Origin of the sequence: Serratia sp. szju (assembly GCF_044594185.1) — a bacterium.
Lineage (GTDB): Bacteria > Pseudomonadota > Gammaproteobacteria > Enterobacterales > Enterobacteriaceae > Serratia > Serratia bockelmannii.
The window spans coordinates 3,085,746-3,099,440 of sequence record NZ_CP172576.1 but is presented as its reverse complement, the minus strand read 5'-3'; the positions used below and the strand labels follow the sequence as shown (position 1 = coordinate 3,099,440).

Annotated in this window: 13 protein-coding genes; 2 read left to right on the top strand and 11 right to left on the bottom strand. The window is 63.3% G+C overall.

What is annotated here, in order from left to right; genetic code table 11:
- Positions 1 to 12 precede the first annotated feature (12 nt).
- The 5 genes from RE418_RS14680 to RE418_RS14660 all read right to left on the bottom strand — a co-directional run bounded on the left by RE418_RS14680 (position 13) and on the right by RE418_RS14660 (position 5,783).
- A complete protein-coding gene (locus RE418_RS14680) occupies positions 13 to 1,623 on the bottom strand; it encodes an MFS transporter (RefSeq protein WP_049203315.1) in 1,611 nt (536 codons plus the stop codon).
- Positions 1,616 to 2,041 (bottom strand): DoxX family protein, encoded by a 426-nt coding sequence (locus RE418_RS14675; protein ID WP_043143109.1) that lies wholly within the window; start codon positions 2,039 to 2,041, stop codon positions 1,616 to 1,618. Before RE418_RS14675 ends, RE418_RS14680 begins: the two co-directional genes overlap by 8 nt.
- 9 nt (positions 2,042 to 2,050) lie before the next feature.
- Positions 2,051 to 2,881 carry an alpha/beta fold hydrolase gene (locus tag RE418_RS14670; protein ID WP_043143107.1) on the bottom strand — a complete coding sequence of 277 codons (831 nt, stop codon included), beginning with the start codon at positions 2,879 to 2,881 and terminating at the stop codon, positions 2,051 to 2,053.
- A 142-nt stretch (positions 2,882 to 3,023) separates the two neighbouring features.
- Entirely contained in the window at positions 3,024 to 4,418 is a 1,395-nt protein-coding gene (locus RE418_RS14665) for an MFS transporter (protein ID WP_199559651.1), read from the bottom strand.
- Between the two features lie 174 nt (positions 4,419 to 4,592).
- On the bottom strand, positions 4,593 to 5,783 hold the full coding sequence (locus RE418_RS14660) for a sugar transporter (RefSeq protein ID WP_025303485.1): 1,191 nt from the start codon (positions 5,781 to 5,783) through the stop codon (positions 4,593 to 4,595).
- 268 nt (positions 5,784 to 6,051) lie between these two features.
- On the opposite strand from RE418_RS14660, the gene RE418_RS14655 reads away from it, so the two are divergent.
- Positions 6,052 to 6,738: an aspartyl/asparaginyl beta-hydroxylase domain-containing protein gene (locus RE418_RS14655; RefSeq protein WP_089181111.1), complete on the top strand. Its 687-nt coding sequence runs from the start codon at positions 6,052 to 6,054 to the stop codon at positions 6,736 to 6,738.
- A 17-nt stretch (positions 6,739 to 6,755) separates the two neighbouring features.
- Here the strand turns inward: RE418_RS14655 and RE418_RS14650 are convergent, their stop codons facing one another.
- Positions 6,756 to 7,703: an aromatic alcohol reductase gene (locus RE418_RS14650; RefSeq protein ID WP_089181112.1), complete on the bottom strand. Its 948-nt coding sequence runs from the start codon at positions 7,701 to 7,703 to the stop codon at positions 6,756 to 6,758.
- Between the two features lie 86 nt (positions 7,704 to 7,789).
- On the opposite strand from RE418_RS14650, the gene RE418_RS14645 reads away from it, so the two are divergent.
- Positions 7,790 to 8,212 carry a helix-turn-helix domain-containing protein gene (locus RE418_RS14645; protein WP_089181113.1) on the top strand — a complete coding sequence of 141 codons (423 nt, stop codon included), beginning with the start codon at positions 7,790 to 7,792 and terminating at the stop codon, positions 8,210 to 8,212.
- A 30-nt stretch (positions 8,213 to 8,242) separates the two neighbouring features.
- On the opposite strand, the gene RE418_RS14640 is transcribed toward RE418_RS14645, so the two are convergent.
- From RE418_RS14640 to RE418_RS14620, 5 genes are all read right to left on the bottom strand, one after another.
- Positions 8,243 to 8,959, bottom strand: coding sequence for an ABC transporter ATP-binding protein (locus RE418_RS14640; RefSeq protein WP_025303489.1), 717 nt, complete (start codon positions 8,957 to 8,959; stop codon positions 8,243 to 8,245).
- The gene (locus RE418_RS14635; RefSeq protein WP_025303490.1) at positions 8,956 to 9,831 is read right to left on the bottom strand and encodes an ABC transporter ATP-binding protein; all 876 of its coding nucleotides are present in this window, start codon (positions 9,829 to 9,831) and stop codon (positions 8,956 to 8,958) included. Before RE418_RS14635 ends, RE418_RS14640 begins: the two co-directional genes overlap by 4 nt.
- The gene (gene livM / locus RE418_RS14630) at positions 9,828 to 11,114 is read right to left on the bottom strand and encodes a high-affinity branched-chain amino acid ABC transporter permease LivM (protein WP_049209259.1); all 1,287 of its coding nucleotides are present in this window, start codon (positions 11,112 to 11,114) and stop codon (positions 9,828 to 9,830) included. Before livM ends, RE418_RS14635 begins: the two co-directional genes overlap by 4 nt.
- Before the next feature lie 10 nt (positions 11,115 to 11,124).
- The gene (locus RE418_RS14625) at positions 11,125 to 12,039 is read right to left on the bottom strand and encodes a branched-chain amino acid ABC transporter permease (RefSeq protein WP_004928592.1); all 915 of its coding nucleotides are present in this window, start codon (positions 12,037 to 12,039) and stop codon (positions 11,125 to 11,127) included.
- Positions 12,040 to 12,164: 125 nt separating this feature from the next.
- On the bottom strand, positions 12,165 to 13,283 hold the full coding sequence (locus RE418_RS14620) for a branched-chain amino acid ABC transporter substrate-binding protein (protein ID WP_016927040.1): 1,119 nt from the start codon (positions 13,281 to 13,283) through the stop codon (positions 12,165 to 12,167).
- Between the last annotated feature and the right edge of the window lie 412 nt (positions 13,284 to 13,695).

Here is a 13,695-nt window from a genome sequence, read left to right as displayed (position 1 = left end):
CTGGCCGTGCAGTTAATGCTTCACCTGACGCCGGTCGAGCGACAGGAAGTGATGCACCACCGGTTTCTCAGGGCCAATGTGGAAGCGCAGCGCCTCCTGCTGCAGGTCGGCGTCGGCGTGCGACACCCGCTGGTGCTGCCGCAGGTGCTCCGCCCAGGACTCCACCAGGAACCACTCCATGATGCATTCCGGATCGCCGGTATGCTCGGTGATGCCCCAGGCGTAAGCGCCATCGCGGCGGCGCGCCCGTTCCAGCATCAGCAGCGTGCGCAAGAACTGCGGCCGGTCCTGTTCGCGGATGCGGTACTCCACCTGGATCATGACCGGGCCGCGATCGTTTTCAACCGGCGTGTTAACCAACGGCTCCGGCCAATGGTTCGACGGCTGCAGATCGGCCTCACCGGTCGGCAGACGCAGGCGGTGGAACAGCAGCCCCGCCGCCAACAGGCCGACGCCGCCGACCAGCAGCGTGGCGGCCACGCCCAGCTCCTGCGCCACCAGTCCCCACAGCAGGCTGCCCGCCGCCATCGCGCCGTTGAACACCATCAGGTAAATGGCCAGACCACGGCCACGCACCCAGTTGGGCAGCACGCCCTGCGCCGCGCCGTTAAGCGTGGTCAGCGCGATAATCCAGCCGGCGCCCAGCACCAGCAGCAGCACCACCGCCAGCCACTGCGGCGGCGCCAGCGACAGGGCCGCCATCACCACGGCGGTGAGCACCGCCGCCAGCAACACCAGCCCGTCGGCATTCAGCCGCTGGCGCAGACGCGGCAGCACAATAGCCCCAAGGATCGCCCCGGCGCCTACCGCCCCCAGCAGAACGCCGTAGAAACCGGCGCTGCCGCCCAGCATGCGGCGCGCCACCAGCGGCAACAGCGCCCAAACCGAGCTGGAGAAGGCGAAGAACACCGCCGCCCGCAGCAGCACCACGTGCAGCTCGCGGCTGGAGCGGGCATAACGCAGGCCGGCGCGGAAGGCACCGAAGAAATGCTCCGACAGCCCGCTGTCCTCGGCCTTCGGCCGCTTCCACCACAGCAGCGCCGCGATCACCAGCACATAGCTCATCACGTCCGCGCCGTAGGCCGCGCCGGCACCGAAGCTGGCCAACAGCAGACCGCCGGCCGCCGGGCCGATGGAACGGGCGATGTTGATGCCCAGCGAGTTCAGCGCCACGGCGTTTTTCAGCTCGGTGCGCGGTACCAGCTCCGGCACGATCGCCTGCCAGGTCGGCCCCATCAGCGCCGCGCCGATGCCGCCGACGAAGGTCAGCGCCAGCAGGTATTCCACCGTCAGCGCACCGGTCTGCGACAGCAGCAACAGGCTGCCGCTGACGCAGGCCAGCAGAATTTGCACGAAGATCAGAAAGCGTCGCCGATCGAGGATGTCCGACAATACCCCGGCCGGGATCGCCAGCAGGAACACCGGCAGCGTGGCGGCGGTCTGCATCAGCGCCACCGCCGAAGGGTTGCTCGACAGGTCGGTGATCAGCCACGAGCTGGCGACGTCACGCATAAAGCTGCCGACGTTGCCGAGCACCGTGGCACCCCACAGCACCGCAAATAATGGGATTTTCAGCGGCGCGAAGCCGCCCGCCGCCGCCTTGTTTTCCGTCTGTTCAGCCATCCGTTCGCTCCTTCAAATCGTTAAATGCCACCAGCAACAGCGCGCCGGCCAGCCCGAGGTGTTCAAAAAATCCGTTCATCATCTGGCCGCGCTCCGCCCCGTCGAACTGCCAGAACGGATTGGCCATCAGCGTCGCCATCAGGGTAAAACCGGCCAGCGCCAACGCGCCGAGCCAGCGATAAAAGCCGCTCAGGATCAGCGCCGACGCCGCCAGTTCCAGCAGCGTCACCAGCACGGCGAACAGCGCCGCCGGCTGCAGGCCGAAGTGGGTCATTTCGGCGATGGCGCCCTCAACGTTCAACGCCTTGACCAATCCGCCCTGAATATAGGCGGTACAAATCGCGAGCAGCAGCAGCCAGCGCACCGCGGGCGCATGCAGCCGCTGTACGCAGCGGGCGGCGATAGCAGTCAGGTTCATCGCGCCCCCTTAAAACGGCGAATTCTGGATGAAGGCCAGCAGATCGGCGTTGAAGCGATCGGGATCGACCTGCGCCAAACCGTGAGAACCGCCGGCGTAAACATTCAGCTCCGCCTGTTGCATAAGCTTAGCGGCTTTCAGCGCCGAGGCACCGATCGGCACGATCTGATCGGCATCGCCGTGCACCAGCAGCGTCGGCTTGTCGATCGCCAGCAGATCGGCGGTATAATCCACTTCGGAGAACGCGCGCACACACTCGTACTGCCCTTTCACGCCGCCCTGCATGCTCATCAGCCAGAAGTGGTCGATCAGCCCCGCATTGCTCTCCACCTCGTCGCAGTGGAGGCCATAGAACGGCACCGCCAAATCTTTGAAGAACTGCGAGCGGTTGCCCGCCACGCCGCTGCGAATGCCGTCGAAGGCCGCCATCGGCGTGCCCTCAGGGTTGACCGGCGTTTGCAGCATCAGCGGCGGCACGGCGCCGACCAGCACCACCTTCGCCACCCGATCGCTGCCGTGACGGCCGATGTAGCGCGCCACTTCGCCGCCGCCGGTGGAATGGCCGACCAGGATCAGATCGCGCAGATCCAGCGTTTCGATCAGCAGAGCCAGATCGTCGGCGTATTGGTTGATGTCGTTGCCGTGCCAGGTTTGATCGGAACGGCCGTGGCCGCGGCGATCGTGGGCGATCACGCGGAATCCGCTCTGGCCGAAAAACAGCAGCTGGTTGTCCCAGGCGTCAGCGGACAGCGGCCAACCGTGAGAAAACAAGATCGGCTGGCCGCGGCCCCAATCCTTATAGAAAATGCGTGCGCCATCGGGCGCGGTAAGGGTGCTCATGACGTGTTCCCCGCTCGGTATCGAATTGGATTTTGTACGGGTTAACAGTACGGCAGGCGCAAAGGCAGTGATAACGGAATAATTTTCGCATGATCGCGAATTTTTTTGCTGAAGAAGCCGGCGTCACCGCCGGCGCAAAACGTCAGATGTTTTCCAGATCGATGCCGCGCGTTTTCGGGCCGAACAGCCCGATCACCAGCATCACGATCAGCATGCTGGCGACGATAAACGCGATCACCCCCAACGAACCGCCGTACTGCAAGATAATGCCGATGATGATGCTGCTGAACACCGTCGACAGCCGGCTGAAGGAGTAGCAGAAGCCGACGGCGCGGGCGCGGATATGGGTCGGGAAAATCTCGGACTGGTAAGAGTGGTAGCTGTAGGTCAGCCAGGCGTTGGACCAGGTGATGAAGAAACCGCACAGGATCAGCCACAGCGGGTTGCTCTGCAGTGCGAACAGCGAGCCGAAGATCACCGTCACCAGGCAGGACAACACGATCTGCCACTTGTTCTCCATCTTGTCGGCGTAGAAGCTGCACAGCAGCGAGCCCAGCGGGTAAGCCAGCGTGATGAAGAAAGCGTACAGCAGGCTGTGGGTGACCGAAGCGCCCTTGCCCGACAGCAGCGCCGGTAGCCAGTTGCCGAAGCCGAAGAAGCCGATGGCCTGAAAGAAGTTCATCACCACCAGCATCAGCGTGCGATCGCGATACTGCGGCGCCCAGATGTCGCGAAAGCGGCCGCGCAGCGGCGCCCCCTCGGCATCGTCCACCGGGCGCGACGGAAAATCCGTGACCGCCACGCCGCAGCGCCGTTCCATGTCCCGCATCACCTGCCGGGCCTGAGCATAGCGCCGCTGCTGCACCAGCCAGCGCGGCGACTCCGGCAGCCCCTTGCGCACCAGCCAGATCACCAGTGAGGCCAGCGCGCCGGCGATCACCACGTAGCGCCAGCCGCTCAGGCCCCAAATCGTCTGCGGCACCAGCCACCAGGACATCAGCGCCACCGCCGGCACCGACAGAAACTGCACGAAGAACGCGAAGGCGAAAGCCCGGGTACGCAAGTGCGCGGGGACCCATTCCGTCAGGTAAGTGTCGATGGTCACCAGCTCGATACCGAGCCCAACGCCCACCAGAAAACGCAGAAAGATCACCCATTCCGCCTGCTGTTGAAACGCCAGCAGCAGCGAGAACGCGCCATACCAGATCAGGGCGAACATAAAGGTGGCACGCCGGCCGAAGCGATCGGCGTACGGGCTCAGCAGGCTGGCGCCGACGAACAGGCCGAGAAAGGTGGCGGAGGCAAAGGCCGCCTGATCCGATACGCCGAAGACGCCCTGCGCGCCGGTGTGGAAAATGCCGTCGGCGATAAGGCCGGTGCTGATATAGCCGGTCTGGAACAGATCGTAGAGTTCGAAAAAGCCGCCCAGCGACAGCAGAATGATAAAGCGCCACAGGCCGGCCGACGCGGGCAAGGCGTCAATTCTGGCCGCCAAATCCCGCGCATGGATCGGCGACGCCGCTACAGATTCACTCACCGTTAACCTCGCATTAACATTTTTGATGACTTTCTATGCTAGCGAAGCGGCGTCGGAGTTAAATTTTTAATTAGCAGACTATGAAAAAAAGTTAAGCATAAAACGCTGCAGCGGCCTGTTTTATAGCAGGAAAATGCAGCGCGGGATGCCGCAGCGGCATCCCGAATCGGTGGATTAACGACTGTGGTGCTGCTGCAGCCGTTCGCTGCGATAGACGCTCAGCAGGCACCAGCCGAGAGCGATCAGCGCCAACGGCGCGGCGACGAAGCCGATGTTGCCCATGCCCAGATGCAGGCTCACCTGGTTGCCCAGCAGCGCGCCGCTGCCGATGCCGAAGTTGTACAGGCCAGAGAAGATCGCCATCGCCACGTCGGTGGCGTCCGGCGCCAGGCTCAGCACTTTGGCCTGCATCGACAGGCCGATGGCCATGATCGCCATGCCCCAGAAGATGCACAGCACCGTCAGGTGGCTTTCGCTGCCGGCGGCCGGCAACAGCAGCAGCAGGCTCAAGGCCAACAGCACGATGGCGCCGATAAAGAAGCCGGAAGGAAAACGCTCGCTGTAGCGGCTGAACAGCAGGCTGCCGACGATGCCGGCGGCGCCGAACAGCAGCAGCATCAGCGTGGTGAAATTCTCCGACAGCCCGGCCACGGTCTGGATAAACGGCTCGATGTAGCTGTAGGCGGTGAAGTGCGCCGTCACCACGATGATAGTCAGCATGTACAGCGCCACCAGCGCCGGGCGTTTGAACAGCAGCGGCACGCTGGCCAGCGAGCCGGAATGTTCGCTTTTCAGTACCGGCAGCAGGCGCCACAGCAGCACCAGCGCCAGGGTGGCGCACACCGCGATGCCGATAAAGGTCATGCGCCAACCGAGCAACTGCCCCACCACCCGCCCGAGCGGTAGGCCGAGCACCATCGCCAGCGCGGTGCCCCCCGCCAGCAGGCTCAGCGCCTGGGCTTTCTTGCCCGGCGGCGCCACGCGGATCGCCAGCGAGGCGGTGATCGACCAGAACACCGAGTGCGCCAGCGCCACGCCGGCGCGCGAGATAACCAGCGTGGTGAAGTCCCAGGCCACGGCGGTCAGCACGTGGCTGGCGATAAACAGCATGAACACGCCGATCAGCAGCTTGCGGCGCTCAATTTTGCTGGTCAGCAGCATGCACGCCAACGAGGCGGCGGCGACGATCCAGGCATAAATGGTAATGATCAGGCCGACCTGTTCGGTTTGCATCGAGAAGCTGGCGGCGATATCGCTCAGCAGACCGACCGGGATAAATTCGGTGGTGTTGAAGATAAAGGCCGAGACGGCGAGGATAACCACGCGCAACCAGGCGGTTGAGCGCGAAACGGGAGCGTGTTCCATGGTAAACAAAATCCGGACAGGTGCGGGCAAGTAGCGATATTTTAACCAACCGGCCCGCTAAATGCGATACGCGTCACACTTTAATTGTGTGGTTTTTTTCGCCGCATTTCGACACATTCGCAGACACACGGTTGCACAAATGCTGTGCTAATCTCTTGAAGCGTACCAATTTTTCCTGCCGCTCTTCCCCTCCGGCCGCCACACAGGACGCGCCGCGCCGAAGAACCGCGCGCAGTGTCCCTTTGGCGTTTTCTGAGGCGAGGTCATTATGTCTGCGATTTATGATTGGTCCGTGCTCGCATTGCGCAATGTTTACGATCGCCGCATTCAGGGCAAACCAGTGCTCGACAGCGCCTCGCTGTTCCCCGACGCCGAACGTTTCACCGCTCAATGGCGGCAGATCCGCGAAGAGGCGCTGACCGTCGCCCACGATCTGCACAATATTCCCCGTTTTCACGAGATCATGATCCAGCAGGAATCGATCTCCGCCAACGACGCGCGCGACTGGCGCATGTTCATCATGAAGGCCTACGGCCAGCCGATTGACCGCAACCTGGCGCGTTGCCCGACGCTGGCGGCGCTGATCGCTTCGTCGCCGGACGTACTGTCCGCCTCGCTCTCCTTCCTCGCGCCCGGCAAGCAGGTGCCGCCCCACCGCGGGCCGTTTCGCGGCATTCTGCGCGGCTATCTGGTGCTGGACATGCCCAAACGCGCCGACGGCGTACCCGCGGCGGTGCTGAAAGTGGACGGCCGCGAATACCGGCTGCACGAAGGGGAGTTCATGCTGTGGGACGATACCTTCGAACACGAGGTGTGGAACGACAGCCCGCAGGTGCGCACCGTGCTGCTGCTGGACATCCGCCGCCGCGACATGCCCGGCGGGCTGCGGCTGCTCTCCAGCGCCATCATCGCCCTGGTGCGGCTGAACGTGCGCTGGATGCAGCGCCAGTTCTGATTCCGGCGCTCAGGCGACTAACCGTCCTGAGAGATCGGCCATTGCTGCGCCAGCCACTGCTCGGCGGTGGTGGTGGCTATGCCCTGGCGCGCATTGAAGGTTTTCGCCTTATCCCAGGCCACGCCGTCGGGGCGGGCGAAAGCCAGCCGGTATTTGGCGCCGACGTCGCGCGGATGGTTCCGCACCTCCTCCTGCAGCCGCTCTTTGTCCAACAAGACTCTGTTGACCTCAACGCCCCAGTGCGCCTGCATGACATCGGCAAGCTCGCGGTAGGTCAGCGTGTCCCCGGCGATATAGACTACCTGGTTGCGAAACGCGGGCCGATGGAAAAAAATCGCGGCCGTCAGCCGGCCAATGTCCGCGGGAGTGGTCAGCGTCACCGCGTAGCGCCAGTCGCCCAGCGCGCGCACCGTTTTGGTTGCCGCGTCCACCACGCCAAAGCCCGAGTCAAACAGGTAGCTGGTGAAAATGCCCGTGGAAACAATCACCCACTCCGTCGTCTTCTGCGCACGCAACAGGTGACGCACCTCGAGCTGTTCATCCCACACCTGTTGCCCGCTGCCTTTGCCGACAACATCGTAGTCCACGCCGAACTGCCACGGGAAGTAGCGCGCCACGCCCGCTTGCAAGACGGCCTGGGTGATCTTTATCTGCGTGCCCACCCCGCCGACAAAGCCGCTGCAGTTGATCACCGCGTCGAAGGAACGGAATAGCGCACTCAGCGCCTCCACGCCGTTTTGCTGCAGATCGCCTTCCACCACGGCGATACCGAGCCGCGCCAGCGCATCCCGCCGCGCACGATGCGGGCCGCTCACGGCGCGGGCGGCCTCCGGCCGGAGCAGCACGCTGATTTTTAAAGCATGGTGTAACCGAGCCTGCCGGCTCATCGCACGCAATACCGGCAGCCCCAGTTCACCGGCGCCGAGGATGAGCACGGTATTGATAGATGGATTTGTGGATTTCATTCTTGCCTCCTGTCTTGACACTGCGCCATCCTGACAGCTGACAAAAACGGGTTCAATTAGGTACACGCGTGATACCGGAGAGGAATATGACGAACGATCGGGAAGCGCTGCTGCAATTTTCACAGGCGTTCTGTGAAGCATTGAGCAACGACGATGAAGGGCTAAAGCGTGAGATCCTCGCGCATGCGGGCAACCGTTGGTCGCTGGGGGTATTGCATCTCCTGGGTACCCACGGGCCGCTGCGCCACGGCGAGATAGGCCGCCAATTAGCGGGCGTGACGCAGAGAATGCTGACGCGGACGCTGCGCCATCTCGAGCGGGACGGGTTGATATCGCGCTGCGATTATCAGGAAAAACTGCCCCGCGTGGTTTACACCATCACCGACGCGGGGGAAGAGATGCTGCTCAACATGCTGCCGCTCTGGTCGTGGATTATCTCCTCCGCCGGCTCCTTCAGAGCGGCCCGCTCGCGCTACGATGATCAAGAACGAAGCGCCATCGAGGGATGAACGTGGGCATCCCTGCCCGTGGGGCGGCGCTCAGCCGCCGCCCAGATAGGCCTTTCTCACCTCCGGATCGTTCAACAGCTCCTGGCCGCTGCCGGTGAGGCGGATCTGGCCGTTGACCATCACATAACCGCGATCGGACAACTTCAGCGCGTGGTTGGCGTTCTGCTCCACCAGAAACAGCGTCATGCCGCTGCGGGTCAGCTCGCGCAGCACGCCGAAGATCTGCCGCACCACGATCGGCGCCAGCCCCAGGCTCGGCTCGTCCAACAGCAGTAGCTTCGGCCGGCTCATCAGCGCGCGGGCGATCGCCAACATCTGCTGCTCACCGCCGGACATGGTCATCGCCCGCTGGTTGCGCCGCTCTTTCAGGCGCGGAAACAGCTCGAACATGCGCGGCAAATCCTCCTCCAGGTAGCGATTGCCGACGGTGATGGTGCCCATCAGCAGGTTCTCCTCTACGCTCATGTCCGGAAAGATGCGCCGCCCTTCCGGCGCCTGCGCGATGCCGCTGCTGGCAACAAAGTGCGTGGAGCGGCGGCTGATGTCCTCGCCGCCAAACAGGATCTGCCCGCCGGCGATGCGCGGCTGGCCGAAGATCGACATCAACAGCGTGGATTTGCCCGCGCCGTTGGCGCCGATCAGCGCCACCGTCTCCCCGGCGTTAACCTGCAGCGACACCTTGCGCAGCGCCTGGATCGGCCCGTAAAACACGTCCACTTCGCGAAATTCCAGCATCGCCTCGCTCATCCCGCCAGCTCCTCTTCGTCCGCGCCCAGGTAGGCGGCGATCACCGCCTCGTTGTGCTGGATCTCCTGCGGCGTGCCGCGGGCGATCACGTCGCCGTGATCGAGCACGATCACCCGATCGGAGATCTCCATCACCATGCCCATATCATGCTCGATCAGCAGCACCGTGATGCCGTGATGCTGGCGCAGGAAGCGGATAATGCGGCTCAGCGTGGCCGTCTCCACCGGGTTCAGCCCGGCGGCAGGCTCGTCGAGGCAGATCATCTCCGGCGCGGTGCACATGGCGCGCGCGATCTCCAGCCGCCGCTGCTGGCCGTAGGACATCTCCCCCGCCAGCCGGTTGGCGCAGTCCACCAGATCTACCACCTCCAGCCAGTAGAAGGCGTGATCGAGCGCGGCGCTTTCCGCCCGGCGGTAGCCCGGCGTATTCAGCACCCCGGCGATCAGGTTGCGGTTACTCTGCATGTGCTGCGCCACCAGCAGGTTCTCCACCACCGACATTTCGCGGAACAGGCGGATATTCTGGAAGGTACGCGCCAGCCCGGCGCGGTTGACCAGGTGGGTGCCGCCGAACATCTTGTAATAGAGGCGCGAACCGAGCCGCTTCGGGCGTATCCAATCACCGGCGCGAAACTTCTGCCCCAGCACCTGGATCACATCGGTTGGCCGCTTGTGGGTATTGAGCAGGATCGCGCCGCCGGTGGCGCGGTAAAAACCGGTCAGGCAGTTGAACACCGTGGTCTTGCCGGCGCCGTTGGGGCCGATCAGGGCGGTGATGGAGCCGCGCTCCACCTCCAGATTGACGTCGTTCAGCGCCTTGATGCCGCCAAAGCGCATCATCAGGTGTTCCACCCGCAAAATGGCGTCGCTCATGGCGCCACCCCCTTGCGTTCCGCAAAGCTGGCGCGGCTGATGCGCACCAGCCCGCGCGGCCGCCAGATCATCATCGCCACCATCAGCACGCCGAACAACAGCACCCGGTATTCGGCAAAGCTGCGCAGCAGCTCCGGCGCCACCGTCAGCACGAAGGCCGCCAGCACCACGCCAAGGGTAGACCCCATGCCGCCCAATACCACGATCGCCAGGATCAGCGCCGACTCGAAGAAGGTGAACGAGGTCGGATTGACAAAGCCCTGATAGGTGGCGAAAAACACCCCCGCCAGCCCGGCGGTGGAGGCGCCCAGCATAAACGCCGACAGCTTCACCAGCACGTGGTTCAGCCCGAGAGAGCGGCAGGCGATCTCATCTTCGCGCAGCGCCTCCCAGGCGCGGCCGATCGGCATGCGCGTCAGCCGGTGCTTGATGTACAGCACCAGCAGCACCACCAAAAACAGCACCGCGTAGATGAAAATGAACTTGAGATTCGGGTTGTAATCGATGCCGAGAAACTCGTGGATCGGCACGCCGCCGTCTTTGGCGCGCCGGCCGAATTCCAGGCCGAACACCGTCGGCGCCGGCACCGAAATGCCGTTCGGCCCGCCGGTGAGCGACATCCAGTTGTTCAGCACCAGCCGGATGATCTCGCCGAACCCGAGCGTGACGATCGCCAGGTAGTCGCCGTGCATGCGCAGCACCGGGAAACCCAGCAGCGCGCCCGCCAACGCCGCCATCAGCGCCCCCAGCGGCAGCATCGCCCAAAACCCCAGCCCGAGATACTGGTAGCCCAACGCCAGCCCGTAGGCGCCGATGGCGTAAAACGCCACGTACCCCAGATCGAGCAGCCCCGCCAACCCGACCACGATATTCAGCCCCAGCCCGAGCAGCACGTAGATCAGGCCGAGGATCGCCACCGTCAGCAGGTATTTGGTGGCGACGAACGGGAACAGCAGCGCGATCGCCGCCATCAGCGGCAGGAACCAGCGCAGGTTGGATTTATCGCCCAGCGGCCGTACGTAGACGCCGTCGTTGCCGCCGTCGAAGCGCGCCAGCACTCTGCGCCCCGGCGCGGTTTGCAGGAACAGGCTCAGCAGCAGCCGCCCGACCATCACCGCGACGATAATCCACACCAGCCGGTGCGGTTCGAAGTTGAAGCTGTAGCCGTTCAGCACGATGCCGACGATCGGCCCGAACACGATCAGGGCGATCAGCCCGGCCAAGACGGCGTCCAGCAGGCTGCGTTTAACGTCCAGCCCGCCGTTGATCACGGATTGCGACATGGCGTTCTCCTTAAACCTTGGCGATCAGCGGCCGGCCGAGCAGCCCCTGCGGACGGAAGATCAGGATCGCCACCAGCAACCCGAAGGAGAACACGTCCTTGTAATCCGAGTTCACCATGCCGGCGAACTGCGCCTCCGCCACCCCGAGCAGCAGCCCGCCCAGCATCGCGCCCGGCAGCGAGCCGATGCCGCCCAGCACCGCGGCGGTGAAGGCCTTGATGCCGATGATAAAGCCGACGTAAAAATCGAAGGTGCCGTAGTTCATGGTGATCAGCACCCCGGCCAGCCCGGCCATGGCAGCACCGATCACAAACACCAGCGAGATCACCCGATCGGTATTGATGCCGAGAATCGAGGCCATTTTGCGATCCTGCTGGGTGGCGCGGCAGATGCGCCCTAGCCGGGTACGCTGAATGATGTAGGTGAGGATCGCCATGCCGAGCAGTGACGCCACCAGAATGAACACCTTGGTGTAGGTGATCTGCACCACGCCGCCGTCGAACTCCAGGCGGAACACGCCGCTCAGCAGCGTCGGGATGCCCTGCTGGCGCGGCCCCTGGCTTATCTGCGCGTAGTTTTGCAGGATTAACGACATGCCGATGGCGGAGATCAGCGGCGCCAGGCGGGTGGAGTTGCGCAGCGGCTTGTAGGCGATGCGCTCGATCACCCAGCCGTACACCCCGGTGATGACGATGGTGAACACCAGCGTGCCGAGGATCAGCAACGGGAACGAGTGCAGCCCGAAGAACGACAGCAGCGCCAAACCGATGGCGCACAGGTAGGCGGAGATCATGTACACCTCGCCGTGAGCGAAGTTGATCATGCCGATGATGCCGTAAACCATGGTGTAGCCGATGGCGATCAGGCCATACACCGCACCGAGGGTCAGGCCGTTGATCAGCTGTTGCAGAAAGAATACATCCATAATGAGCAGTCTCGCCTGGTAAGGCCGCCAACGCAGTCCGACGCGGCCCAAAGGTCATCGCGGAACGGGCTCGCCAGGGCGGCGAGCCCGTCTGTCATAGAGTCACAACGTCAGTATTGGGTTGTTCAAAGCTGGTGATATTTGCCCTTGTCATCCCACTGATAGACCACGTAGTCCGAGACCTTCAGGTCGCCCTTCTGATCCCAGGCTTTTTTGCCCATCACGGTGTCGACGTCGTGCGACTTCAGCCATTCGGCGGCCTTGGCGCTGTCTTTGCCGCCGGTGGCGTTGAAGGCGGCGGCGATCGCCTGGATCGAGGCATAGGAGTAGAGGGTGTACCCTTCCGGTTCAAAACCGCTGGCGCGGAACTTGGCGATCACCGCCTTGCCTTCCGCGATCTGACGCGGATCGTTGCCGAAGGTCATCAGCACGCCGTTGGTGTACTGCGGCCCGCCGGCGGCGGTCACCAGCTCTTCGGTCACCACGCAGTCGCCGGAGAAGAACTTGGCGGTCACGCCCTGCTCGCGCATCTGGCGCACCAGCGGCCCGGCTTCCGGATGGCAGCCGCCGAAGTAGACCACGTCCGGCTTGACCGAGGCGATCTTGGTCACCAGCGCGTTGAAGTCTTTCTCACCGCGCGACAGCCCCTCATACAGCACTTCCTTGACCCCGCGCTTGTTCATTGCCGCCTTCGCTGCGTCCGCCAGCCCCTGGCCGTAGGTGTCTTTATCGTGGATCACCGCGATGCGTTTGGCCTTCAGGGTATCCAGCATGTAGTTGGTGGCGATCACCCCCTGCTGATCGTCGCGCCCGCACATGCGGAACATCGTCTTCATGCCGCGCTCGGTGATCTGCGGGTTGGTGGAGCCGGGGGTAATGGCGATGATGCCGGCCTCGTCATACACCTCGGAGGCGGGCATGGTGGAAGAGGAGCAGAAGTGGCCGACCACCGCCGAGACCTTGTCCTGATCCACCAGCCGGTTGGCGACCGCGACCGCCTGTTTCGGTTCGCAGGCGTCATCCCCCTGCACCAGCTTGATTTTTTCCCCTTTGATGCCGCCGGCGGCGTTGATATCCGCCGCCGCCTGCGAAGCCCCGCGCCAATACTGATCGCCGTAAGTGGCGTTCGGCCCGGAGAACGGCCCAGCGACGCCGATGACAATATCGGCCTGCGCGGAAAACGCCGTACCTAAACAACCGATGAGCAAAGCAGCGAGCGGACTTTTTATCAATTTCGATGACATTGTTATCTTCCTCAGCACTGTTGTAGCGAAACGCCCTGGGGCGCGGATCAGTCACTTTATGTGTAGACGGGGAAAATAATTTTCTTGAGAGCGCAGTCGCATTCCCCAAAAATGGGTAAGCAAAAATCCAGCCATTGTGACGACGAATACATATTGTTTGCTTATTCATCCTACATATCAGTTGCGGCGCGGCGTGTGGCGGCGTTAGCCGGGGACTGGGCAATACGGCTAACGCGAGAGGAAGTATGGGAGGGAGAACGGCCCTGCACCATCGCCGTGCAAAGGCGTGTGCAAGCGGCGTCAAAACGATTTGGGATGCAAAAATCAACGCATAGCGATGGAAAATGCCGAAAAACAGCGCAAGGTGCTCATTCCCTCAGCAAACGCACTTTTTTTGCAGTTTAGCGCTTTG

Bases quoted from the DNA above. Each gene is read 5' to 3' on its own strand.
- RE418_RS14680 (WP_049203315.1), bottom strand. From the start codon at position 1,623: ATGGCTGAACAGACGGAAAACAAGGCGGCGGCGGGCGGCTTCGCGCCG.
- RE418_RS14675 (WP_043143109.1), bottom strand. From the start codon at position 2,041: ATGAACCTGACTGCTATCGCCGCCCGCTGCGTACAGCGGCTGCATGCG.
- RE418_RS14670 (WP_043143107.1), bottom strand. From the start codon at position 2,881: ATGAGCACCCTTACCGCGCCCGATGGCGCACGCATTTTCTATAAGGAT.
- RE418_RS14660 (WP_025303485.1), bottom strand. From the start codon at position 5,783: ATGGAACACGCTCCCGTTTCGCGCTCAACCGCCTGGTTGCGCGTGGTT.
- RE418_RS14655 (WP_089181111.1), top strand. From the start codon at position 6,052: ATGTCTGCGATTTATGATTGGTCCGTGCTCGCATTGCGCAATGTTTAC.
- RE418_RS14650 (WP_089181112.1), bottom strand. From the start codon at position 7,703: ATGAAATCCACAAATCCATCTATCAATACCGTGCTCATCCTCGGCGCC.
- RE418_RS14645 (WP_089181113.1), top strand. From the start codon at position 7,790: ATGACGAACGATCGGGAAGCGCTGCTGCAATTTTCACAGGCGTTCTGT.
- RE418_RS14640 (WP_025303489.1), bottom strand. From the start codon at position 8,959: ATGAGCGAGGCGATGCTGGAATTTCGCGAAGTGGACGTGTTTTACGGG.
- RE418_RS14635 (WP_025303490.1), bottom strand. From the start codon at position 9,831: ATGAGCGACGCCATTTTGCGGGTGGAACACCTGATGATGCGCTTTGGC.
- livM (WP_049209259.1), bottom strand. From the start codon at position 11,114: ATGTCGCAATCCGTGATCAACGGCGGGCTGGACGTTAAACGCAGCCTG.
- RE418_RS14625 (WP_004928592.1), bottom strand. From the start codon at position 12,039: ATGGATGTATTCTTTCTGCAACAGCTGATCAACGGCCTGACCCTCGGT.
- RE418_RS14620 (WP_016927040.1), bottom strand. From the start codon at position 13,283: ATGTCATCGAAATTGATAAAAAGTCCGCTCGCTGCTTTGCTCATCGGT.